This is a genomic window from Amycolatopsis plumensis, assembly GCF_042652605.1.
GTDB classification, from domain to species: domain Bacteria; phylum Actinomycetota; class Actinomycetes; order Mycobacteriales; family Pseudonocardiaceae; genus Amycolatopsis; species Amycolatopsis plumensis.
Genome location: NZ_JBHSJY010000001.1, coordinates 2,755,559 through 2,777,991 on the forward strand (window position 1 = coordinate 2,755,559; position 22,433 = coordinate 2,777,991).

22 protein-coding genes are annotated in these 22,433 nt (G+C 71.3%); 6 read left to right on the forward strand and 16 right to left on the reverse strand.

Annotated features, from left to right (window positions below; genetic code table 11):
- Positions 1–26: 26 nt before the first annotated feature.
- The 8 genes from ACFPLC_RS13170 to ACFPLC_RS13205 all read right to left on the reverse strand — a co-directional run bounded on the left by ACFPLC_RS13170 (position 27) and on the right by ACFPLC_RS13205 (position 6,523).
- Positions 27–305: a hypothetical protein gene (locus ACFPLC_RS13170; RefSeq protein WP_378203681.1), complete on the reverse strand. Its 279-nt coding sequence runs from the start codon at positions 303–305 to the stop codon at positions 27–29.
- Positions 302–664, reverse strand: a complete 363-nt coding sequence (locus ACFPLC_RS13175; RefSeq protein ID WP_191315863.1) for an Asp23/Gls24 family envelope stress response protein — start codon at positions 662–664, stop codon at positions 302–304. The genes ACFPLC_RS13170 and ACFPLC_RS13175 overlap by 4 nt, the downstream gene beginning before the upstream one ends.
- Entirely contained in the window at positions 661–1,215 is a 555-nt protein-coding gene (locus ACFPLC_RS13180; protein ID WP_378203677.1) for an Asp23/Gls24 family envelope stress response protein, read from the reverse strand. Before ACFPLC_RS13180 ends, ACFPLC_RS13175 begins: the two co-directional genes overlap by 4 nt.
- Positions 1,206–1,757 carry an RNA polymerase sigma factor gene (locus ACFPLC_RS13185; protein WP_378203674.1) on the reverse strand — a complete coding sequence of 184 codons (552 nt, stop codon included), beginning with the start codon at positions 1,755–1,757 and terminating at the stop codon, positions 1,206–1,208. Before ACFPLC_RS13185 ends, ACFPLC_RS13180 begins: the two co-directional genes overlap by 10 nt.
- A gap of 105 nt (positions 1,758–1,862) precedes the next feature.
- Entirely contained in the window at positions 1,863–2,426 is a 564-nt protein-coding gene (gene pyrE, locus ACFPLC_RS13190; RefSeq protein WP_191315865.1) for an orotate phosphoribosyltransferase, read from the reverse strand.
- Between the two features lie 27 nt (positions 2,427–2,453).
- Entirely contained in the window at positions 2,454–4,901 is a 2,448-nt protein-coding gene (locus ACFPLC_RS13195; protein ID WP_378203669.1) for an ABC transporter permease, read from the reverse strand.
- Positions 4,901–5,653 carry an ABC transporter ATP-binding protein gene (locus ACFPLC_RS13200; RefSeq protein WP_378203665.1) on the reverse strand — a complete coding sequence of 251 codons (753 nt, stop codon included), beginning with the start codon at positions 5,651–5,653 and terminating at the stop codon, positions 4,901–4,903. The genes ACFPLC_RS13195 and ACFPLC_RS13200 overlap by 1 nt, the downstream gene beginning before the upstream one ends.
- Before the next feature lie 102 nt (positions 5,654–5,755).
- On the reverse strand, positions 5,756–6,523 hold the full coding sequence (locus ACFPLC_RS13205; protein WP_378203662.1) for an SDR family NAD(P)-dependent oxidoreductase: 768 nt from the start codon (positions 6,521–6,523) through the stop codon (positions 5,756–5,758).
- A 69-nt stretch (positions 6,524–6,592) separates the two neighbouring features.
- Here ACFPLC_RS13205 and ACFPLC_RS13210 point away from each other — a divergent pair, with 69 nt between their 5' ends.
- A complete protein-coding gene (locus tag ACFPLC_RS13210) occupies positions 6,593–7,522 on the forward strand; it encodes a hypothetical protein (protein ID WP_378203659.1) in 930 nt (309 codons plus the stop codon).
- On the opposite strand, the gene ACFPLC_RS13215 is transcribed toward ACFPLC_RS13210, so the two are convergent.
- The 4 genes from ACFPLC_RS13215 to ACFPLC_RS13230 form a co-directional block, all read right to left on the reverse strand.
- Positions 7,519–8,316: a type III secretion system chaperone family protein gene (locus ACFPLC_RS13215; protein WP_378203656.1), complete on the reverse strand. Its 798-nt coding sequence runs from the start codon at positions 8,314–8,316 to the stop codon at positions 7,519–7,521. The two genes, ACFPLC_RS13210 and ACFPLC_RS13215, sit on opposite strands and share 4 nt — an antisense overlap.
- Positions 8,317–8,514: 198 nt before the next feature.
- Entirely contained in the window at positions 8,515–11,112 is a 2,598-nt protein-coding gene (clpB, locus tag ACFPLC_RS13220; protein WP_378203653.1) for an ATP-dependent chaperone ClpB, read from the reverse strand.
- A 97-nt stretch (positions 11,113–11,209) separates the two neighbouring features.
- A complete protein-coding gene (locus ACFPLC_RS13225) occupies positions 11,210–12,397 on the reverse strand; it encodes an MFS transporter (RefSeq protein WP_378203650.1) in 1,188 nt (395 codons plus the stop codon).
- 99 nt (positions 12,398–12,496) lie between these two features.
- Positions 12,497–12,982 (reverse strand): MarR family winged helix-turn-helix transcriptional regulator, encoded by a 486-nt coding sequence (locus tag ACFPLC_RS13230; protein WP_191315873.1) that lies wholly within the window; start codon positions 12,980–12,982, stop codon positions 12,497–12,499.
- Between the two features lie 253 nt (positions 12,983–13,235).
- Between ACFPLC_RS13230 and ACFPLC_RS13235 the strand changes: the two genes are divergently transcribed.
- The 5 genes from ACFPLC_RS13235 (at position 13,236) to ACFPLC_RS13255 (ending at position 18,091) form a co-directional block, all read left to right on the forward strand.
- Positions 13,236–14,411: a globin domain-containing protein gene (locus tag ACFPLC_RS13235; RefSeq protein ID WP_378203647.1), complete on the forward strand. Its 1,176-nt coding sequence runs from the start codon at positions 13,236–13,238 to the stop codon at positions 14,409–14,411.
- 344 nt (positions 14,412–14,755) lie between these two features.
- Positions 14,756–15,859 (forward strand): globin domain-containing protein, encoded by a 1,104-nt coding sequence (locus tag ACFPLC_RS13240; RefSeq protein ID WP_378203644.1) that lies wholly within the window; start codon positions 14,756–14,758, stop codon positions 15,857–15,859.
- A gap of 74 nt (positions 15,860–15,933) precedes the next feature.
- A complete protein-coding gene (locus tag ACFPLC_RS13245) occupies positions 15,934–16,650 on the forward strand; it encodes a dienelactone hydrolase family protein (RefSeq protein WP_378203641.1) in 717 nt (238 codons plus the stop codon).
- A 146-nt stretch (positions 16,651–16,796) separates the two neighbouring features.
- Entirely contained in the window at positions 16,797–17,561 is a 765-nt protein-coding gene (locus ACFPLC_RS13250; protein ID WP_378203638.1) for a lytic polysaccharide monooxygenase, read from the forward strand.
- The gene (locus tag ACFPLC_RS13255) at positions 17,558–18,091 is read left to right on the forward strand and encodes a DUF305 domain-containing protein (protein ID WP_378203635.1); all 534 of its coding nucleotides are present in this window, start codon (positions 17,558–17,560) and stop codon (positions 18,089–18,091) included. The genes ACFPLC_RS13250 and ACFPLC_RS13255 overlap by 4 nt, the downstream gene beginning before the upstream one ends.
- Before the next feature lie 85 nt (positions 18,092–18,176).
- Here the strand turns inward: ACFPLC_RS13255 and ACFPLC_RS13260 are convergent, their stop codons facing one another.
- From ACFPLC_RS13260 to dnaK, 4 genes are read right to left on the reverse strand one after another with little or no spacing between them, the layout of a single operon-like run.
- Positions 18,177–18,602: a heat shock protein transcriptional repressor HspR gene (locus tag ACFPLC_RS13260; protein WP_378203632.1), complete on the reverse strand. Its 426-nt coding sequence runs from the start codon at positions 18,600–18,602 to the stop codon at positions 18,177–18,179.
- Positions 18,603–18,607: 5 nt separating this feature from the next.
- The gene (gene dnaJ, locus ACFPLC_RS13265) at positions 18,608–19,777 is read right to left on the reverse strand and encodes a molecular chaperone DnaJ (protein ID WP_378203628.1); all 1,170 of its coding nucleotides are present in this window, start codon (positions 19,775–19,777) and stop codon (positions 18,608–18,610) included.
- A gap of 30 nt (positions 19,778–19,807) precedes the next feature.
- Positions 19,808–20,506, reverse strand: a complete 699-nt coding sequence (grpE, locus tag ACFPLC_RS13270) for a nucleotide exchange factor GrpE (protein ID WP_378203625.1) — start codon at positions 20,504–20,506, stop codon at positions 19,808–19,810.
- The gene (gene dnaK, locus ACFPLC_RS13275; RefSeq protein ID WP_191315880.1) at positions 20,503–22,374 is read right to left on the reverse strand and encodes a molecular chaperone DnaK; all 1,872 of its coding nucleotides are present in this window, start codon (positions 22,372–22,374) and stop codon (positions 20,503–20,505) included. The genes grpE and dnaK overlap by 4 nt, the downstream gene beginning before the upstream one ends.
- Positions 22,375–22,433: the final 59 nt, after the last annotated feature.

Genomic DNA, 22,433 nt, shown 5'->3' on the forward strand with positions numbered 1-22,433 from the left:
CGCACCGCGGCTGTGCGGTTTCGCGCTCAGCCGAACGCGGCGCCGTCGAGGTCGGTGACGACCAGCCGCAGCCGGGCGTTCGCCCACGCGGTTCCCGCCAGCACCGGCCGCACCGCCTCGGCGGCCTGGTCCAGGAGCGGCGGGATCGGCAGCCGCGTGGCGATCAGCCGGATCTCGACGCGCTCCGCCGTCAAGTCGACCGCCGCGCCGTCCCGGCCCATCGGCACCGCCGGGGTCGCCGGGCGGAGGCCGTCCACCTGCGCGAGAGCGCCGACGATCCGCTCGACGGCTTCGGCCGCGGTCACCGGGCTTCCGGCTCGATGTCCAGGATGGACACCCACACCTCGTCGACGGCCAAGCCGGTCTGCTCGGCCACGAACCGCGTCACCGAGCGCTGGACGGCCCGGCCGACCGCGGCGGCCTGGTCGGCCCCGGCCGTGACCAGGTCGATCTCGACCGTCAGCCGGCCGTCGGCGGTGCGGACCCGGACACCGTCCGACGGCGCCGGGTCGAGCCCCTTCCAGCGCCCGCGGGCCGCGCGCGTCCACGCCGTCACCAGGCCGCGCAGGCCCGGTTCGAGCCGCACCACACCCGGCGTGGCGATCGCCGCCCGCGCCGCCACCCCGGCGATCACCGGGTCGGCGATCACGTAGTCAACGCTCACGGCCCTGGCTCCCCGGCGTCTTCCTCGAAGATGTCTTCCACGAGCAGGTCGAGCTTCGCCGGCGTCAGGCCCACCCGGGCCGTGGCCGCCGCGGTCACCCGCTCCCGCACCTTCGCCAGCGCGGCCCCGCCCGCGGCAGTCCGCAGGCTCACCGCGAGGGTGAGTTCCACCTCGACGCCGTCCGGCCCGGTCCGCACCCGGCACCGCCGCGCCCGGACGCCGTCGACCGTGTCCGCCGCATACCGCAGCACCGCCGCCACCGCCTGCTCGCTGACCTCGACGAACCCGGGTTCCGGAGTCGGCAGGCGCACCGTCGAGCCGCGCCGCACCTCGGCCCGCACCGCCGACATGATCCGCCCGAACAGGGCCGGCGACGGCGCGTCCTCCTCGGCGGCCAGCTCAGTGGTGGCCTCGCGCAACGCCAGCAGGCTCTCGCGCGCGGCCGCGCAGTGCGGGCAGCCGAGCTCGTGCTCGTCGGCGACCGCGTCGAGCCGCTCCCACACCTGCTCGACATCGCGTTCGCAGGGCAGCTCGTAGCCCGTCATCGCCACGGCTTCATCACCTCCGCCAGCTGGGCACGGGCGCGCGCGATCCGGCCGCGGACCGCGGTCGCGTTCACGCCGACGATTTCGCCGATCTCGTCGTAGGACCGGCCGTGCACTTCGCGCAGCAGCCAGCAGGCCTTCTGTTCGGGCGTCAGCTGCGCCAAGGCCGCGTTCAACGCGGCGAGCTGGCCGCTCACCTGGGCGGCCCGCTCCGGCTGGAGATCGGCCCGGGGCGACTCGGCGGTGTCGAGGTCGACGTCGGCCTGCGGCTTGCGCGCCCGGATCGTGTTGAGGCAGCGGTTCGTGGTCGCCCGGTAGAGCCAGCCGACGAAGGCGGCGTCCTCGCTCAGCTGGCCGAGCTTGCGCCAGGCGTTGAGGAACACCTCCTGCACGACGTCTTCGGCGTCGCCGCGGTGACCCAGCATCTTGACGGCGAGCCGGAACATCGGGCCCTGGTAGCGCAGCACGAGCTGTTCGTACGCCCGGACATCGCCGTCCCGCGCCCGGCTGACGAGCGTCACGTCGTCCAGCGGCGTAGTCGTCGTCACGGCACCTCCTCGCGGGGAGGACACCGGCGGGCGGAAAACGTCACGCAGTGATTCTGGGTGACGGCGGGCACCGGGGCGAATCCGGCGATCCGCCCCGGCGGGGGTTCACTCCAGGCCGAGGTCGTCCTTGCCGAGGACGTACCGGTACTCGAGGCCTTCCTTCTCGATCGCCTCGCGCGCGCCCGTGTCGCGGTCGACGACCGTCACCACGCCGACCACGTTCGCGCCCGCTTCGCGCAGGGCCTCGACCGCCGTCAGCACGCTGCCGCCGGTCGTGGACGTGTCCTCGACCGCGAGCACGCGCTGGCCGCGGACCTCCATGCCCTCGATGCGCCGCTGCATGCCGTGTTCCTTGACCGACTTGCGGACGACGAACGCGTCCAGCACGACCCCGTCGTTCGCCGCCGAGTGCAGCATCGCCAGCGCGACCGGGTCGGCGCCGAGGGTCAGGCCGCCGGCCGCCACGTAGTCCCAGTCCGCCGTCAGCTGACGCAGGAGCTTGCCGATCAGCGGCGCGGCCGCGTGGTGCAGCGTCGCCCGCCGGAGGTCGATGTAGTAGTCGGCTTCCTTGCCGGACGCCAGGGTCACTTTTCCGTGCACCACGGAAAGATCGGTGACCAGCCTGGCCAGTTCGAGTTTCGCCGCTTGATCCAACCCGGGGTTCGCCACGGCCGTGAGTCTTACACACGGCCGGGCTCACTCACCGACGGATGTGGCATCGACCGCACGCCCGCGCGTCGCGGCCCAGGCCGGGACCAGGATCGCCACCAGCGCGAGCACCACGGCGATCGCCAGCACCGTCAGGTAGATGGTCACCGGCCCCGACGGCAGCGGCGAGCCGGTCACCACCAGGCAGAACGGCACGATCGCGCCCGCCGCGGTCAGCGTCCCGAGCAGCACCGCGATGGTCGCGATCAAGCCGCCTTCGACGCCGGCCATCCGCAGCACCTGGCCGCGGGTGAAGCCGCTCAGCCGCTGCACCCCGAACTCGCGCCGCCGCCGCGCGGTGGCCGTCACCAGCGTGTTCACCACGGAGATCACCGTGTACGCGATGATCATCCCGACGAGCAGGTAGTTGACCCAGGCGCCGACCTCGTTGCCCTTCGCGTGCGCCGCGATCAGCGTGCCGCGGTCGCCAACAGACACGGGCAGCCCCGCGGTCGCCTCGCGCAGGCGTGCGGTCAGCGTTGCACTGTCGACGCCGGGAGCGGCGCGGACCAGCAGCTGCGGGGCGAGCCCGAGCGTGGTGTGCGGGGCCAGCAGGCTCGCGGGCAGCACGAGCTGTTCGAACCCGGGGCGCTGGTCGACGACGGCGGTGACCCGGACGTCCGCCGGCGTCCCGTCGCCGAGCCGCAGCGACAGCGTGTCGCCGACGTGGTGGCCGAACGCCGAGGGCACCTCGACGGTGTTCCCGGTCAGCTCGCTGACGCCCAGCGCGGGCCGGCCGTCGTCGTTCTGCCCCGAGTCGAACGGCTTCTCGACGAACACCGTGCTCGTCACGTACTCCGACGCGCTCGCGACACCCGGGACGGCGCGCACGCGGCCCGCCACGGACGGATCGAGCCCGCTCGGGCCGGCCACGACCGCGTCCGCGCGCAGGTCCTCGGTGTAGGCCTGGTTCGAGACGGCTTCCTGGGTGGTCTGCAGGTAGATGTTGGCGGTCGCGATGCCGACCGCGAGCATGATCGGCGTGACCGCGCCGGCCGCCCGCACCGCGCCGACGCGGGTGTTGCGCAGCGCGACCCGGCCGTTGACACCGGTGAGCGCGTGCACCGGCCCGCTCAGCAGCGTGGCCACCAGCTTCGTCACGCCGGGGCTGATCGCCGCGAGCCCGAACGCCCACAGCATCACCGCCGGGCCGGCCGTGCTGGCCGCGACCGGGCCGGTCATCACCGCGACCGTGACGATGCCGAGCGCCGTCCCGCCGCCGAAGCACAGGATCGCGGTGATCAGCCGGATCGGCGTCAGCCAGCGCCGCTCGACGGCGGCTTCGGCGAGGGCTTCGGTCGGGCGGATCCGCGAGGCCCGCCGTCCCGCCACGAAGGACGCACCGACGACGGCCAGCAGCGACGCACCCGCGGCGACCACCGCCGGCACCCAGCCCTGCGCGAACACCAGCACGTCGGGGACGACGTGGTGGTCGGCGAGCTCGCCGAACAGCCACCTCGCCAGCACCGGGCCGAGCACGACGGCGGCGCCGACCGCGAGCAGCCCGACGACGAGCGCCTCGCCGAGCACCATCCGCCGCAGCTGGCGCGGGGTCGTGCCGACCGCGCGCAACAGCGCGAGTTCGCGCTGGCGCTGCTGCGTCGACAGGGTCAGCGTGCCCGCCACGACGAACACCATGACCATGGCCGAGAGCCCGCCCGAGACGGCGGCCAGCACGATCAGGTTCTCGCCGCTCTTGCTCGTTTCGGGGAACTCCAGCGCGCCGCGGTCGACGCCGGTCGTCACGACCCCGGCGTCGCCGACGGCCGCGGTCACGGCGGCGACATCGCCGCCGAAGACGCCGATGGTGTCGAAGCGGCCCGGGTGCCCGGAGAGCGTCTCGGCGTCCGAAGGCGCGAAGAACACGGCCGCGTCCCGCATGGCCTGGGGTGCTTCGGCGATGCCGGAGATCCGGTACTGGCCGGCGCGGCCGTGCGCGGCGATCGGCAGCGTGTCGCCGACGGCGAGCCCGAGCCCGGCGTCGACGACGACTTCGCCGGGCTTCGGCGCGTCGCCCTTCAGCGTGTACGGCGTCAGCACGGCGGAATCCCAGGCGTGCCCGAGCGCGCTCACCGGCCCGGACTGGACGGGGAAGCTGTATTCGCCGACGACGTTCGTGACACCCGGGACCGCGCGCAGGCGGTCGGCCAGGCCCGCGTCGAGCCGGACGCGCTCGGGCAGGGTCGCGTTCTCGAACTTGTGCTTGTCGTCCGGCTCGAGGGTCGCCGGGTCCTCCTTGGGCAGCTCGAGCGTCTGCTGCCCGCCGACGACGATCGGCGCCGCGGCCAGCCGCTGCACCGGCGTCTCGGACCGGATGCCGGTCTCCATCAGGCCACCGCACGCCGAGACGACCAGCGCGCCGAAGAACACGGCGACGAACGTCGCCAGGAAGCCGCCTTTGCGCAGGCGGAGGGTCCGCAGGGCGAGCTTGAACATCAGGCCGCCACCCGGCCCCAGGCACCCAGGTGCGTCATCCGCTCGGCGACGGCTTCCGCGGTCGGCCGGGCCAGCTGCCCGGCGATCCGGCCGTCGGCCAGGAAGACGACCTGGTCGGCGTAGGACGCGGCGACCGGGTCGTGCGTCACCATGATCACCGTCTGGCCCGACGCACGGACGGAGTCGCGCAGCAGGCCGAGCACCTCGGCGGCGGTGCGCGTGTCGAGGGCGCCGGTCGGCTCGTCGGCGAACAGCACGGCAGGGTCGGTGACCAGGGCCCGCGCGATCGCGACGCGCTGCTGCTGACCGCCGGAGAGCTGCCCGGGCAGGTGCTTGCGGCGCCCGTCCAGCCCGACGTGCGCGAGGATCCGGGCCACCAGCCGCTTGTCCGGGCGCTTGCCGGCCAGCTGCAGCGGCAGCACCACGTTCTGCTCGACCGTCAGCGCCGGAAGCAGGTTGAACGACTGGAAGACGAAGCCGACGCGGTCGCGCCGCAGCTTCGTCAGGTAGGTCTCGTTCTTGCCGTCGAGGTCCTGGCCGTCGAGCACGACCCGGCCGGACGTGGGCCGGTCGAGCCCGGCCGCGCAGTGCAGGAACGTGCTCTTGCCCGAGCCGGACGGGCCCATCACCGCGGTGAACCCGCCGCGGGGGAACGAGATCGAGACCCCGTCCAGCGCGACCACGCCGCCGTACTCCTTGCGCACGGCTTCCAGCCGGACCGCGTCCGCTGCCTCGTGCCACCCAGTTGTCATGGGGAAAACGCTAGGGGGACGACCCGGCGATCACCCTGGTGCGCGCGTGCGTCTTCCGGGTAGGGACAGCCCTACCGAGGGCACTTTCCCGTGAAAGTGCCCTCAGGTGCGGCCCTTGCCGCCGAAGCCGCCGCTGATCCGGCGCAGCACCGCGCGCGGCAGCAGGCCGCCGACCGCGACGACGGCCTTGTACTGCAGGCTCGGCACGGAGATCACCTTGCCGCGGCGCAGGTCCGCCAGAGCCTCGTTGACCACCTGTTCGACACCCAACCAGGCGATTTTCGGGCCCGGTTTGCCGATGCCGGCCCGTTCGTGGAACTCCGTCGCCGTGAAACCGGGGCAAAGCGCCATCATCCGGACACCCTTCGGCAGCGAAGCGGCGATGCCTTCGGTGAACGACGTGACCCAGTTCTTGCTCGCCGTGTACGTCGAGCCGCGGCCGCTGAAGAACCCCGCCACGCTGCTGACCTGGATGATTTCGCCGTGGCCGCGCTCGATCATGCCGGGCAGCACGGCCCGGGTGAGCCGCAGCACGGCGGTGACGTTGACGTCGAGCTGGCGCTGCAGCGCGTCCGGCGGGATGGTCCAGAAGTCGCCGTTCAGCCCGAAACCGGCGTTGTTCACCAGGAGGTCGACCGGCCCGGCCGCGAGCCGCTCCTCGACCGCCGTCCGTCCGTCCACTTCGGACAGATCGGCGGGCAGTACCTCGACCGCCACGCCGTGCTTTTCCCGCAGCTCAGCGGCGTAGGCCTCCAGCCGCGCGGCATCGCGGGCGACGAGCACCAAGTCATGTTTTTCGGCCGCGAGCGTGCGCGCGAACTGCGCGCCGATGCCCGCCGTGGCACCGGTTATGAGGGTGGTGGTGGTCATGTGGGTGAACATACTCGCTGGTCACGGGCGGACGTGCGTTCGATTCGGCGGGGAAGTATCGTCCGCCGCATGGGTAAGCACACCAGGCGCAAAAGCGGCTATCTGCCGAAGGTCGCCGTGAGCGCGGCGCCCGCCGTGCTGCTTTTCGCCGCTCCCGCCACGGCGCTGGCGAGCCCGGCGGAGCTGACCCTGCCGCTCTACCACCGCGACGACAGCACCTTCCGCCGCGACGTCGAGACGTCGGGCGAGGACGGCACGTCGGTGGTGCGCGAGACCGTGACCACGGTCCGCCACGACTTCCTCGCGAAGGAGATCGCCGGCGCGGTGCTCGACACGGACCTGACCGAGTCCGCGATCACCCACCGCGAAGAACGCCAGGCCGGGACGTCGGCCGCGGCGCAGGAAACCGAATCGTTCGCCCGCGCCGGCCGGCACACCTTGCGGTGGGGCGACGTCCGCGCGGGCACCGCGAACAGCCAGCGGCTCGGCCAAGGCGCGTCCCGGAGCCTGTCGATCTCGCCCCTCGGCGGCGGCGCCGAGCACCGGGTCGGCCTCGGTGAAGGCATGAGCCACGGCGTCTGGGCCGCCGACGGGATCGACGTGCTGAGCCAGCACGCCGAGGAGGTGGACACCGGCCTGTTCGGCAGCTTCGCCGGCGACCTCGACGGTGCGCTGGCGGCCCGCCGGTCCTCCGGCCAGGTGGCCGACCTCGGCCGGCTCGGCGCGGTCGGCACGACGTCCGACCAGTACGCGGCCGGACGGCTCACCGGCGTCCTGGACCTGGGCCAGAGCCACGAAGCCGGGGCTCAGCTGGGCCCGGCGTGGGCACTGGCGGGCACGAGCCAGTCGCTCGGCCCGGCGGGACCGGCCGGCTCGATCAGCGGCGACCTCGGCGTGGACCACGTCGTCCAAGCGGAGGGCAGCACGACGTCGGTGCGCGGCACCCTCGACCGGTCGGGCTCGTTCAGCGTCCTCGACCAGCGATTGCTCGGCTTCTAGCTCTCACTCGGCTTGGGGTTCGGCTCCGCGTCCGCGGGCGGCTGCTGGACCGGCGTCCCCGCCGCCGGGGTGCCCGGGGCCGGAGCCGCGGCCGGAGCGGGCGCCGGGGCCTCGGCCGGGACCGGGGCGCTCGCCTGGTGGCGGCCCGCGTCGTAGTCCTCGTCGAACGGGTCGACGATGTCCGCGATCTCGCCCAGGTCGCGCAGCAGGCGCTCGAGCCTCGACGGGCCCGCCGTCGGGACCACGCTGGCCAGCACCCACTCGTTCTCCAGCCAGGCCACGCCGACGTCGCCGCCCAGCTGGTCGGCCGCGTCGACGAGCTCTTGCGTGATCACCACGCGGGCTCCCTCCGCGTCGTCCGCGAAGGCGTAGCGGGCGCCGATCGGGCCGAGCATTTCGGGCATGTCCGCGCGCTGGAACGGGACGCTGGACAGCCACATCTCGATCGGGATCCGGTGCTTCTTGTTGCAGCGCACGGCGACGACGACCGCGGGGATCTGCCCCTCGGTCTCGATGTCGAAGATGAACACCGGGCGGCGGCCGTCGGAGGTGAAGGTGGAACCCGCGACGACGTTCACGGCCGCGTCCGCGCCGAAGTAGCCGATCGCGCCGCCGGACCACTGCTGCGGCAGGCGTTCGTCCTCCTCGACGAACTGCCAGCCGCGCAACTGCGCCCAGCGCATGCGCTCGCGGTTGCGCGAGCCCTCCTTCGCCCGGTCGGCGGCGAGCAGCCCCAGCCCCGCCACCAGGGCGACGGCCGCGATGACGAACCAGATCCACGCCGGAATACCCACGTCGGCCAGGGTATCGCCTGTTACGCCGGAGGGATGATCGCCGGTCCCCGTGTCGTCGGGCCCATTCGGAGCATTTTCCGCACCGACCGGGTCGACAAATCGCCACGAACCACTGTGGACACACTCCGGTGAGTGGTCTGCCGCAGCTTGTCGTGAGTGGTAAGGCGGGTTAGAACCCGCCTTACCACTCACGAGGGGTCAGACGCGGGTGACGGTCAGCGCGTCACCGGCCTCCAGCTCCGGGGCGTCGACGCGCACGGTGTCGCCGTCCCGGATCTCGCCCGACAGCAGCTCCTTCGCCAGCTTGTCGCCGATCGCCGACTGGACCAGCCGCCGCAGCGGGCGGGCGCCGTAGATCGGGTCGAAGCCGTTGAGCGCGAGCCACTCGCGGGCGCCGTCGGTGACGTCCAGGTGCAGCCGCCGCTGTTCCAGCCGCTTGGCGAGCCGTGCCACCTGGATGTCCACAATGGACGTCAGCTGCTCGGTGCCGAGCGAGTGGAACACGACGATGTCGTCGAGCCGGTTGAGGAACTCCGGCTTGAACTGCCGCTGCACCACCTCGAGCACGGCGTCCCGCCGCTGCCGCTCGTCGAGCGACGGGTCGGCGATGGCCTGCGAGCCGAGGTTCGAGGTCAGGATCAGGATGGTGTTGCGGAAGTCCACCGTCCGGCCCTGGCCGTCGGTCAGCCGCCCGTCGTCGAGGACCTGCAGCAGCACGTCGAAGACGTCCGGGTGGGCCTTCTCGACCTCGTCGAGCAGCACCACCGAGTACGGGCGGCGCCGCACGGCCTCGGTCAGCTGGCCGCCCTGGTCGTAGCCGACGTACCCGGGCGGGGCACCGACCAGGCGCGCCACCGAGTGCTTCTCGGCGTACTCGCTCATGTCGATGCGCTGCATCGCGCGCTCGTCGTCGAACAGGAACTCGGCCAGCGCCTTGGCCAGCTCGGTCTTGCCGACGCCGGTCGGGCCGAGGAACAGGAACGAACCGGTCGGCCGGTCGGGGTCGGCGACGCCGGCCCGGCTGCGGCGGACCGCGTCCGCGACGACCTGCACGGCCTCGGCCTGCCCGATGACGCGCCGGGTCAGCTCCTCCTCCATCCGGAGCAGCTTGCCGGTCTCGCCCTCCAGCAGCCGTCCCGCCGGGATGCCGGTCCACGCGCTGACCACGTCCGCGACGTCGTCCGCGCCGACCTCTTCCTTGAGCATGACGTTCTGCTGGCTGACCTCGCTCGCCGCGGTGGCCGCCTCGAACTCCTTCTCCAGCGCGGGGATCCGGCCGTAGCGCAGTTCGGCGGCCTTGCCGAGGTCGCCGTCGCGCTCGGCGCGCTCGGACTCGCCGCGCAGCTGCTCGAGCTGCTCCTTGAGTTCGCGGACCTTCTCGATCGAGCCCTTCTCGTTCTGCCAGCGCGCGGTGAGGGCGGTCAGCGTCTCGCGCTTCTCCGCCAGCTCGGCGCGCAGGTTGCTGAGCCGCTCCTTCGAGGCGGCGTCGCTCTCCTTCGCGAGCGCCATCTCCTCGATCTCCAGGCGGCGGACCGCCCGCTCGACCTCGTCGATCTCCACCGGCCGCGAGTCGATCTCCATCCGGAGCTTCGACGCGGCCTCGTCGACCAGGTCGATCGCCTTGTCCGGCAGGAAGCGCGCGGTGATGTAGCGGTCGGACAGCGTGGCGGCGGCGACCAGCGCGGCGTCCGTGATCCGGACACCGTGGTGCACCTCGTAACGCTCCTTGAGCCCGCGCAGGATCGCGATCGTGTCCTCCGGCGACGGCTCGCCGACGAGCACCTGCTGGAAGCGCCGCTCCAGGGCGGCGTCCTTCTCGATGTGCTGGCGGTACTCGTCGAGCGTGGTCGCGCCGACCATCCGCAGCTCGCCGCGGGCGAGCATCGGCTTGATCATGTTGCCCGCGTCCATCGCGCCGCCCTCGCCGGTGGCGCCGGCGCCGACGATCGTGTGCAGCTCGTCGATGAAGGTGATGACCTCGCCCGCGGAGTCGGTGATCTCCTTGAGCACGGCCTTCAGCCGCTCCTCGAACTCGCCGCGGTACTTCGCGCCGGCCACCATCGACCCGAGGTCGAGGGCGACGACGCGCTTGCCGCGCAGCGACTCGGGCACGTCCCCGGCGACGATGCGCTGGGCCAGCCCTTCGACGATGGCCGTCTTGCCGACGCCCGGCTCGCCGATCAGGACCGGGTTGTTCTTCGTGCGCCGCGACAGCACCTGCACGACGCGGCGGATCTCGGTGTCGCGGCCGATGACCGGGTCGAGCTCGCCGGCGCGGGCGCGCTCGGTGAGGTCGACGCCGTACTTTTCGAGCGCCTTGAACGTGCTCTCCGGGTCCGCGCTGGTGATCCGGGCCGAGCCGCGGACCTTCGCGAACGCCTCCTGCAGCGCGTCCGGCGTCGCCCCGTGGCGCTTGAGCAGGTCGGCGACCTGCCCGCCCTCGGTGGCGAGCCCGACGAGCAGGTGCTCGGTCGAGACGTACTCGTCGCCCAGCTCGGTGGCGAGCTTCTGGGCGCGCGTCAGACACTTGACCGCGTAGGTGTCGAACTGCGGGCTCGACACGGTCGCGCCGGTCGCCGACGGCAGGGCCGCGATGAGCGGCTCGAGCTCCTTGTGCACCAGCTCCGGGTCGGCCCCGACCGCGGTCAGCAGCGGTGCGGTCAGCCCCTCACCCTGCGCCAGCAGGGCGCCCAGCAGATGGGCGGCCGACACGTGCGGGTTGCCGGCCATGGTGGCCGCCTGCGCCGCGGACGAGATCGCCTGCTGGGTCTTCGTGGTCGGGTTGAAAGCGTCCATCCCTCACCTCATGCTCGGTACTGCGAGAAGTCCTGGTGACAGGCCTGACCGTGACCTGACACTGTCTCTAACGCACGAAAACTTGAGTCTGTTCCGCTCAACTTCGACCGGGGGTCACGGCGCTCGCCGGCAACCGCGGGCCGAGGGTGCCGAGCCCGGCCACGGCGAGACCGGCGCACGCCCCCACCAGCACCCAGGGTAACCAGTCGGCGACCGAGAACAAGGCCACCACGGCGGGCGCGATCACCTGCGCCACGGTGAACGCGTACTGGTACGCAGCGAGATAACGTCCGCGGGCGACCGGAGGTGCCGCGGCCTCGGCGAGCGCCCCCGACCTCGGCCCGAAGACCAGGTCGCCGGCGGCGAACACCAGCGTCGACACGAGCAGATAGGCCACCCGCCAGGCTTCGGGCACGAGCAGCACACCCAGGCTGACCAGGCACCACGCGGAGAACAAGGCCGAGCCGACGCGCATCGCCGCGATCCGCGTCAACCGGGCGGTGAGCCGCAGGGCGAGCGTGCCGCCGACGCTGGTCAGCACGGTCAGCAGGGCGAGGATCGCGCCCGGCAGCCAGACCGGGCCGTGCAGCCGGTCGAGGACGAACACCGGCGTGCCGATCAGGAAGAAGTCCAGCGAGAGCCCGAAGAGCCCGCTGAACAGGATGAGGGCCAGGTACGGCCGGTCACGCAGCACGCGGACCGACCGTTCGCGGACCGGCGGGTGCGGCCGCGCCAGCTGGACGAAGAAGACGAGGATCGACGCGGCCACGAAGAACGTCAGCGCGTCCACGGCGAGCGCGATGAGGTAGCCGGTGTCCCCCAGCCACGTCAGCATCGCCCCGGCCGCCAGGCCGCCCAGGCCGAAGCTGGCGGCGCGCACCATCCCCACTTCGGCGAACGGGCGGTCCTTCGGGCCCTCGCCCGCGATGTCGGCGATGAGCACGAACAGCGAGCTGTAGAAGAGCTGCTGACCGGCGGACAGCAGGACGGCGGCGATCACCACCAGGCCCGCGTTGTCGGCCAGCAGGTACGCCCCGACCCCGGCGGCCTGCAGCAGCTGGGCGCCGATCACCACGGCCCGCGGCCCGACGCGGTCGACGAGCCGCCCGGCCAGCGGCGGCACGACGAGCCCCCCGATGGCGCCGAGCGTGACGGCGGTGCCGGCCATGGCCAGCGGCACGCCGACCACCTGCGTCACGTAAACCAGTGCCAACGGGAGGAACAGACCTGAGCCGAAGTTGTCGATCCCCAGCGCGCACAGCAGTGCGACCCGGTCACGCGTCACCCACCGACGTTAACCCCGGCGAATGCCCCTGAGTCAGGACCGAACGGACACTTTCCGCAGGGGAAAAAGACACTTCCGGTGTGCCTTTTTCCCCCGGTGTCACTTGTTCGTGTCGGCCAGGCAGGCGTCGCTGCCGAGGGCGCGGCGGAGATCGGCGTTCATCTCCGCCAGCCGGGCGGTGAGGTCGGTGACGCGCTGGTCGTCCCAGCCGCCGAGCGCCTTCTCCATGAACTCGATGTAGTTGGCGCGCCAGCGGGCAAGCTCGGCCCGGCCCTTCTCGGACACGCTCACCAGGGATGCCCGGCCGTCTTCGGGCGCGGGACGGCGGTCGACCAGCCCGGCCGCCGACAGCTGGGTGATCTGCCTGCTCACGACCGAGAGGTCGACGAACCGGCGTTTCGCCAGCTCGGACGGCCGCGTCTCGCCGTTCTTCGCCAGGTCGGACAGCAACATCGCGGCCGCCGGGTGCAGCCCGGGCTCGCTCTGCCAGGCTTGCATGATCCAGGCGTGCTGCAGCTGGGAAGCGGTCTTGAGCTCGCGCATGAGCTCGACCCGGACGTCGTCGTCGGTGTCGTCGAAGCTCATAGGCACCTCCCTTAGTTGTGCCATACAAGTATATTCCGGACACTTGCTCGCGACAACCATCTCGCCGGTGAGGTCCCCCACGCCCGGCCGGGCCGGGTACACCCGGTCGGAGCAACAATGCGGGCAAAAGGGCGCCCGGCGGCTACCCTGCGGACGGGCGGTGCGCGCGGCGCATTCCGGTGACGTCGAGTGACGAGGTGGCAGCAGTGGCGAAGGACCCAGGAGGCGGTCCCCGACCCGTGAACAACCGCTCATGACAGCCGATTCCGTCAGCCCGCTCCCCAGGTCCTCGGCCCCGCGCGAAGCCCCCGCGGCCGTGACCGCGATGGTCCGGCTCATCCGGGACAGCTGGGCGATGTCCGAGCCGTACATCGCGGACATCTCGCAGTTCTTCTACGGGATGCTGTTCACCCTCGCCCCGACCACGCGCGACTTCTTCCCGATCAACATGGAGATCCAGCGCGGCAGGCTGGTGCGCGCGCTGGTGCACATCGTGCAGATGGTCGACCGGCCCGACGACCTCGCGCCGTTCCTGCGCCAGCTGGGCCGCGACCACCGCAAGTTCGGCGTGGTGCCGCGCCACTACGAAGCGGTCGGCACCGCGCTGCTGGCGTCGCTCAAGAACCACCTCGGCCCGGCGTGGACGCCCGAGGTCGAGCGGGCGTGGGCCGAGGCGTTCACCATCGCCGCGCGGGCCATGCAGGACGCGGCCGCGGCCGACACGAACCCGCCCTCGTGGTCGGCCACCGTGGTCGAGCACCGGCGGCTGACTTGGGATCTCGCGCTGGTGCGGCTGGTGCCCGACCAGCCGGTGCCCTACCACCCCGGCCAGTACGTGAGCGTCGAAGTGCCGCAGCGGCCCCGGCTGTGGCGCTACCTTTCGCCGGCGAACGCGCCGCGCGAGGACGGCGGCATCGAGTTCCACGTCCGCGCGATCGACGGCGGCTGGGTCTCCCGCGCCATCGTCAGCCACACCCAGCCCGGGGACGTCTGGCGGCTCGGGCCGCCGCTGGGCCGGATGACGGTCGACCGCGAGACGTCACGGGCCGTGCTGATGGTCGCCGGCGGCACCGGCGTCGCGCCGCTGCGGGCGATCCTCGACCACCTCGCGCTGTGGGGCGAGAACCCGAAGACGCACCTGTTCTACGGCGGCCCGACTCGCGAGGACCTCTACGACCTCGAAGAACTGCGCGCGCTGGCCGCGACGAACCCGTGGCTGACCGTCACGCCGGTCGTCGAGCGCGGGGGCGACGTCCCCGGCTTCGAACAGGGGACGCTGGCCGAGGCCGTCACGCGGTACGGCGCCTGGCCCGGGCACCACATCCTCGTGTCCGGCTCGCCGGCGATGATCCGCGCGACGGTGTCGCGCATGCTGGTCGCGGGCAGCGCGCTGGACCAGATCCAGTACGACCCGTTCACGATCGACTAGCCACCGGCAATCCGCCGTCCGGTGAATCATTCGTTACGCTTCGGAAATCGGCAACGAGTAACGGATTAATCCGGGCGTGATCATTTTTACGCTATGACAGACCGGGTTGACCGGGCGTACTTGAATTGCTCCGTTCGAGCGGGAACGCGCGGAATCACGCGCATCTGCACGGGAATTCGCCTACAGTCGGGAACCCTCGGGGGCGGCACCGCCACAGCGACGCCGCATGCACGGCGCGAACGCCTTTGCACGACTGGAGATTGCCGTTCCCGATGAGTGCTGAATCCGTGAAGATCTCCACCGCGCCCGCGACGGTTCCCGTTTCGGCTGTGGAAGGTCGAGAGATGGCCCGGTTGATTCGTGAGAGTTTTGCGGAGGTCGAACCGAAAGCAGATGAACTGGCGCAGTACTTCTACGGTGCGTTGTTCGTGGTCGCCCCCGATTGCCGGGAACTGTTCCCGGTCACCATGACGACGCAGCGCAGCAGGCTGCTGCGCGCGCTGGTGTACGTGGTGCAGATGGTCGACCGGCCCGACGAGTTGGTCACCTTCCTCGGCCAGCTGGGCCGCGACCACCGGAAGTTCGGCGTCGTCTCGCGCCACTACGACGCCGTGGGCGTCGCGCTGATCGCCGCGCTGAAACGGTTTCTCAAGGAGAAGTGGACCGCCGAGGTCGAATCGGCGTGGACCTCGGCCTACGGGCTCATCGCCAAGACGATGCGCGAAGCCGCCCAGGCGGAGACGGGACCGGCGACGTGGTCGGCGACCGTGCTCGAGCACCGGAAGCTCAACCGCGACGTCGCGCTGGTGAAGGTGCGCACCGAAGGCCTGCTGCCGTACCGCGCCGGCGGGTACGTCAGCGTGGAAGTGCCGCAGCGGCCCCGGTTCTGGCGGTACCTCTCGCCGGCCAACGCACCCCGCGGCGACGGGGAGCTCACCTTCCACGTGCGCGCGGTGCCCGGCGGCTGGGTCAGCGGGAGCATCGTCAACCACACCAGGCCGGGTGACGTCTGGCGCCTCGGGCCGTCGATGGGCGTGCTGAACGTGCGCCCGACGTCGACGAAACGGCGGCTGCTCATGATCGGCGGCGGCACCGGGATCACGCCGCTGCTGGCCATTCTCGACGACCTGTCGCGCTGGAAGCGGAACCCGCCGGTGCACCTGTTCTTCGGCGGACGGCGGCCGGAGGACCTGTACGCGCTGGAGGAGCTGCGGCGGCTGGCCGCGACGTCGAAGTGGCTGACGGTCACCCCGGTCACCGAGGAGGGCGCGCTGTCCGGCGGCGACCGCGGCACGCTCGCCCACGCCGTCACCCAGCGCGGCACGTGGCGGAACCACGACGTCCTGGTTTCCGGTTCGCCGCCGATGATCCAGGCGACCGTCGCCAAGCTGCTGGCCAGGGGGATCGAGCTGGAACGAATTTCCTACGACCCGTTCACCCTGGACTGAGATTTGTCCGAAATGCGCTGAGGAACTCTCAGCGTGCGGCGCCGGAGCGGGGAATTCTCGCTATCTTCACCGATATGGAGATGACTATTCCGGTTTCGGACGGCACCATCGGCGGATACCTGGCGGAACCCGGCGGCCCGGGCCCCCACCCGGGCGTGGTGCTGATCCACGACGCGTTCGGGCTGAGCCAGGACACGAAGAACATCACCGACCGCTTCGCCCGCGAGGGATATCTCGCGCTCAGCCCGGACCTGTATTCGCGCGGGGGAATGCGCCGCTGCGTGCGCCGGGTGTTTTCGGACATGTTCGCCCAGCGCGGTCGCTCCTTCGACGACATCGAGGCGGCCCGTGCGCTCCTGGCCGGCCGGGAGGACTGTTCGGGCCGAATCGGCGTCGCCGGGTTCTGCCTGGGCGGCGGCTTCGCGCTCGTCGCGGCGTCACGCGGGTTCGAAGCGTCCGCGCCGTACTACGGGCAGCTGCCGAAGAACCTGTCGGTGCTCGACGACGCCTGCCCGATCGTCGCCAGCTTCGGCAAGAAGGACTTCGGGCTGCGCGGCGCCGCGGCGAAGCTCGAGACGGCCCTCACCGAGCGCGGCATCCCGCACGACGTCAAGGAGTACCCGGACGCCAGCCACGGGTTCGCCAACAAGATCGACACCGCGGCCCCGGTGAACCTGCTGCTCAAGGTCGTCGGCTTCACCTACCACCACGAATCGGCCGAAGACGCGTGGCGCCGAGTGACGTCCTTCTTCGGCGAGCACCTGCAGCAGCCGGCCCGACCTTCGCACTGAGCCGACCGGAGCAGCGAACTCGTCGAACGGCGGTAGTTCGTTGACCGTTGTGCCCGAATCGCCTTATGGTCTAGACCACATCTTCCCCGGATGTGCTCGTTCGTCCTTCCTCCGGAACGACGCTGTTCCCCTTCGAGGAGCCCGAAATGACCTGGAAACGCAAGCTCTTCGCGGCCGCTGCCGGAGCCCTGCTCGCGCCGGTGCTGGTCGTCGTCCTCCCCGCCGCCTCCGCGAGCGCCCACGGTTACGTGTCCGACCCGCCCAGCCGGCAGGCCAACTGCGCGGCCGGGAAGGTGCCCAACTGCGGCCAGATCGTCTACGAACCGCAGAGCGTCGAAGGCCCGAAGGGGCTGCGCAGCTGCAACGCCGGGCTGTCCCAGTTCGCCGAACTGGCCGACGAGTCGAAGCCGTGGCCCGCGAAGTCGGTCGGCAGCACGGTGACGTTCAACTGGGTGTTCACCGCGCGGCACGCGACGTCGAACTACGAGTACTACGTCGGCAACACGCGCGTCGCGGTGTTCAACGGCAACGGTCAGCAGCCGCCGTCGACGCTGTCGCACACGGTGAACCTGGCCGGCTATTCGGGCCGGATCAAGGTGCTGGCCATCTGGAACATCTCGGACACGGCCAACGCCTTCTACAGCTGCATCGACCTGCAGGTCGGTGGCGGCGGCACGACCACGCCGCCCACCACGACCACGCCCCCGACCACGACGACCCCGCCCACCACGACCAAGCCGCCGACGACCACCACCACCCCGCCTTCGAGCGGCACGTGGTCGGCGGGCACGGCGTACAAGACGGGTGACGTCGTGACGTACAACGGCGTGAGCTACCGCTGCCTCCAGCCGCACACGGCGATCGCGGGCTGGGAGCCGCCGAACACCCCGGCGCTCTGGCAGCGCCAGTGAGAGTGGTCTTGGCCGTCGTCGCGCTGCTCCTGACAAGCTGCGCGACGACGGCCGCTCCACCGCAGCACAACGCGGCCGACGTGATGTTCCTGCAGATGCTGATTCCCCAGAACCAGCAAGGGATCGAGATCGTCCGGCTGGCGGCGGCACGCCCGCTCCCGGCCTCGGTGAAGGAGCTGGCGGCGGCGATCGAGGTGACGCAGAAGACCGAGATCGACGACATGCGGGGCTGGCTCCGCGAGTGGAACCAGCCCGAGACGATGGCGATGGACCCGCAGGCCCACGCGGGCCACGGCGGCATGAAGATGACCTCGCCGGACCTGGTGGGAGCGCTGAAGGCGGCGCCGGACGGCGAGTTCACCCGCCGGTTCCTGGACGTCCTGACCGGACAGCAGCAGGGCGCGGTCGAGCTGGCCCAGACCGAGAACGGGACGAGCGGCGGGGTGAACCCGCAGGCGCGGGACCTGGCGCGACGGGTGATCGAGTCCCGGACGGCCGAGGTGAAGCAGCTGCTGAACGTCAAGACGTGACCCCGCGGCGGTGAGCAGCCGGGAGGGACTGCTCACGCAAGAAGGCCTCCCCGGTCGCCCGGGGAGGCCTTCGTCGCTCTGGTCGTCAGCGGCGCTTCGGCCGCCAGACCACCATCGCCGTCTGCTGGTTGAGCGGCACCAGGTCCCGGCGGTAGGACGCGTGGGCCGCCGCCGCGGCCTGTTCCGCCGCCACGTACGCCGCGGTCAGTTCCTCGGTCAGCTCGGTGATCCGGGCCCGCAGCGCGTCGACCTGGTTCTCCAGCTCGATGATGCGCTTGATGCCGGCCAGGTTGACGCCGTCCTCCTGCGACAGGCGCTGGACCTCGCGCAGCAGCGCGATGTCCCGCATCGAGTAGCGCCGCCCGCCGCCGGGGGTGCGGCCCGGTGAGACCAGGCCCTGCCGGTCGTACGTGCGCAGCGTCTGCGCGTGCATCCCGGCGAGCTGGGCCGCCACCGAGATGACGAACACCGGGGTCTCCTCGTCCCCTTCCTGGGGAATCCCGCCGAACACCACTCTCACCTACCTTGCAGCAGCTCGGTGATCTCGGGCCGGGGGTCGTGCCCGGCCATCGCCTCGGCGTACGCCTGCAGTGCTTCGCGCGCCTTGTCGTCCAGTTTGGCGGGAATCGCCGCCTGGAGGGTGACGAGCAGGTCACCTTGCGAACCGTCGCGCTTGGCGATGCCCTTGCCGCGCACGCGCAGTACCCGCCCGCTCGCCGTGCCCGGCGGCACCTTGAGCGAGACCTTCGCTTCCAGCGTCGGCACCGTGATCGTGGTGCCGAGCGTAAGTTCCGTGAAGTCCACCGGCACGGTGATCGTCAGGTCGAGCCCCTTGCGCCCGAAGAGGGCGTGCGGGGCCACGTGCACCCGGACGTACAGGTCGCCCGCCTGCGCTCCGCCCCGGCCGGGCTCGCCCTGGCCGGCCAGCCGGATGCGCTGGTCGTCGTCGACGCCCGGCGGGATCCGGACGGTCAGCGTGCGGGTCCGCGTGCTGATGCCTTCGCCGCCGCATTCGGGGCACGGGTCGTCGATGATCGTCCCGCGGCCGCGGCAGTCGCGGCACGGCTCCGAGAACGCGAACGCGCCCTGGCTGCGGCTGACCAGCCCCGACCCGGAACAGGTCGGGCAGGTCCGCGGCGACGTGCCCGGCCGGGCGCCGTTGCCGTGACAAGTCGCGCAGGTCGCCGGGCTCGACAGCCGCAGCGGCAGGGTCGCGCCCTTGACCGCCTCGGTGAAGTCGATCCGGACGTCCGTCTCGACGTCGGCCCCGCGCTGCGGCCGGTTCGCGGTCGCGCCCGCCGACGACCGCCCGCGGCCGAAGATCCCGCCGAGGATGTCGCCGAGCCCGCCGAAGCCGCCCTGCTGCCCGGCGCCGGCCTGGCCGAAGATGTCGCCCATGTCGAAGCTGCCGGTGCCGCCGCCACCGGGGAAGTTGAAGCCGCCCCCGCCGCCGAACAGCCGCCGCGCCTCGTCGTACTCCTTGCGCTTGCTCGCGTCGGAGAGCACGCCGTAGGCCTCGGAGACCGCCTTGAACTTCTGCTCCGCCTGCGCGTTGCCGGCGTTCGCGTCCGGGTGGTTCTCCTTGGCCAGCTTCCGGTAGGCCTTCTTGATTTCGTCCGCGGTGGCGTCGGAGGAGACGCCCAGTTCACGGTAGAAGTCCTTACCGATCCATTCCCGTGCACTCATCGGGCGTCTCCTCCTCCCACTGGGTTCCTGTTACTGCTGCTGCTCATCGGCTCCGCCGTCGAGTGGCGCCTCGCCACCGACGGACGGGGCCGCAGCGGGCTCGTGGTCGGTCACGCCGACCAGCGCCGCCCGCAGTACGCGGTCCCCGAAGCGGTACCCGCGGCGCATGACCACGGTGACCGTCGGGCCCGCCACGTCCGGCGAGGTGTTGTGCTGCACGGCCTCGTGCACGCTCGGGTCGAACGGCTCGCCTTCGGCACCGAACGACTCGAGGCCCGCGCGCTGCAGGCCGCTGACCAGCTTTTCGCCGACCGCCTTGAACGCGCCGGTGAGGTCACCGTGCTGCTCGGCCCGCTCGAGGTCGTCGAGCAGCGGCAGCAGGTCGTTCACCACGGTCGCCTTCGCGCCGATCACGACCGCCTCGCGATCACGCTCGACCCGCTTGCGGTAGTTGGCGTACTCGGCCTGCAGGCGCTGGAGGTCGGCGGTGCGCTCCGCCAGCTCCTTCTCCACGTCGGAGACGACCGACACCGCGTCGTCCATGATCGTGTCGCCGAGCGAAGGGCCCGCGTGCTCCACGGGCGCCTCCTCCGGCTCCGGCGCGGCGTGGGCCGGACCGGGCGGGCGAACCTGCCCGGTCTGGGGGTCCACCCGACGACGGTCCCGCACGACCACCGGCTCCTCGGGGCCGCGGCCCTGGTTCTCGGATTCGTCGTAGCTGTGGGTCACTTCTTCTCGTCCTCTTCGACGATCTCGGCGTCCACCACGTCATCGGCCTTGGCCTGGCCGCCGGCCGCACCGGCGTCGCCGGCCGCACCCGCGCCCGCGGCACCTTCGGCGCCCGCCGCACCGGCGTTCGCGTTGGCGTACAGGGCGGTGCCCAGCTCCTGCGAAGCGGCGTTCAGCTTCTCGATCGCCTCGCGGATCTTGGTCGAGTCCGTGCCCTTCAGCGACTCGTTGGCCTCGTCGATCGCGGACTTGACCTTGCCCTTGAGCTCCTCGGGCAGCTTGTCGTCGTTGTCCTTGACGAACTTCTCGGTCTGGTAGACCAGCGTCTCCGCCTGGTTGCGGGTCTCCGCTTCCTCGCGGCGCTTCTTGTCTTCCTCGGCGTGGGCCTCGGCGTCCTTGACCATGCGCTCGATGTCGTCCTTCGGCAGCGCGGAGCCACCGGTGATCGTCATCGACTGTTCCTTGTTCGTGCCCAGGTCCTTCGCGGTCACGTGCACGATGCCGTTGGCGTCGATGTCGAAGGTGACCTCGATCTGCGGCACGCCACGCGGGGCAGGCGGGAGACCGGTCAGCTCGAACATGCCGAGCTTCTTGTTGTGCGCGGCGATCTCGCGCTCACCCTGGAACACCTGGATCTGCACCGACGGCTGGTTGTCGTCCGCGGTGGAGAAGATCTCCGAGCGCTTGGTCGGGATCGTGGTGTTGCGCTCGATGAGCTTGGTGAAGACGCCACCCTTGGTCTCGATGCCGAGCGACAGCGGCGTGACGTCCAGCAGCAGGACGTCCTTGACCTCGCCCTTCAGCACGCCGGCCTGCAGCGCCGCGCCGACCGCGACGACCTCGTCCGGGTTCACGCCCTTGTTCGGCTCACGGCCGCCGGTCAGCTCCTTGACCAGGTCCGACACGGCCGGCATGCGGGTGGAACCACCGACGAGCACGACGTGGTCGATGTCACCGACGGCGATGCCCGCGTCCCGGATGACGTTGTTGAACGGGTTGCGGGTGCGCTCGAGCAGGTCCGCGGTGATCTTCTGGAACTCGGCGCGCGAGAGCGTCTCGTCGAGGAACAGCGGGTTCTTGTCCGCGTCGACGGTGATGTACGGCAGGTTGATGCTGGCCGAGTTCGAGCTGGACAGCTCGATCTTCGCCTTCTCCGCCGCCTCGCGGATGCGCTGCAGCGCCATCTTGTCCTTGGTCAGGTCGATGCCGTTCGTGGCCTTGAACTTGTCGACCAGCCACTTGACGATGCGCTCGTCCCAGTCGTCACCACCGAGGTGGTTGTCACCGGAGGTGGCGCGGACCTCGACGACGCCCTCGCCGATCTCCAGCAGCGAGACGTCGAAGGTGCCACCACCGAGGTCGAAGACCAGGATGGTCTGCTCCTTTTCGCCCTTGTCCAGGCCGTACGCCAGCGCCGCGGCGGTCGGCTCGTTGACGATGCGGAGCACGTTCAGGCCGGCGATCTGCCCGGCCTCCTTGGTGGCCTGCCGCTGGGCGTCCTCGAAGTACGCCGGGACGGTGATCACGGCGTCGGTGATCTCCTCGCCCAGGTACGCCTCGGCGTCGCGCTTGAGCTTCATCAGCACGCGCGCGCTGATCTCCTGCGGGGTGTAGGCCTTGCCGTCGATCTCGGTCTTCCAGTCGGTACCGATGTGCCGCTTCACGGACCGGATCGTCCGGTCGACGTTCGTGACGGCCTGGTTCTTCGCCGGCTGGCCGGTCAGCACTTCACCGTTCTTGGCGAAGGCGACGATCGAAGGGGTGGTCCGGGAGCCTTCCGAGTTGGCGATGACCGTCGGCTCGCCGCCCTCAAGGACGGCGACGACCGAGTTGGTCGTGCCGAGGTCGATGCCGACCGCTCGCGCCATGGTGCTTCCTCCTGTGTACGGCTGCTATGTTCGTGACCTGCAGGTTCGTTCTCGCCTTG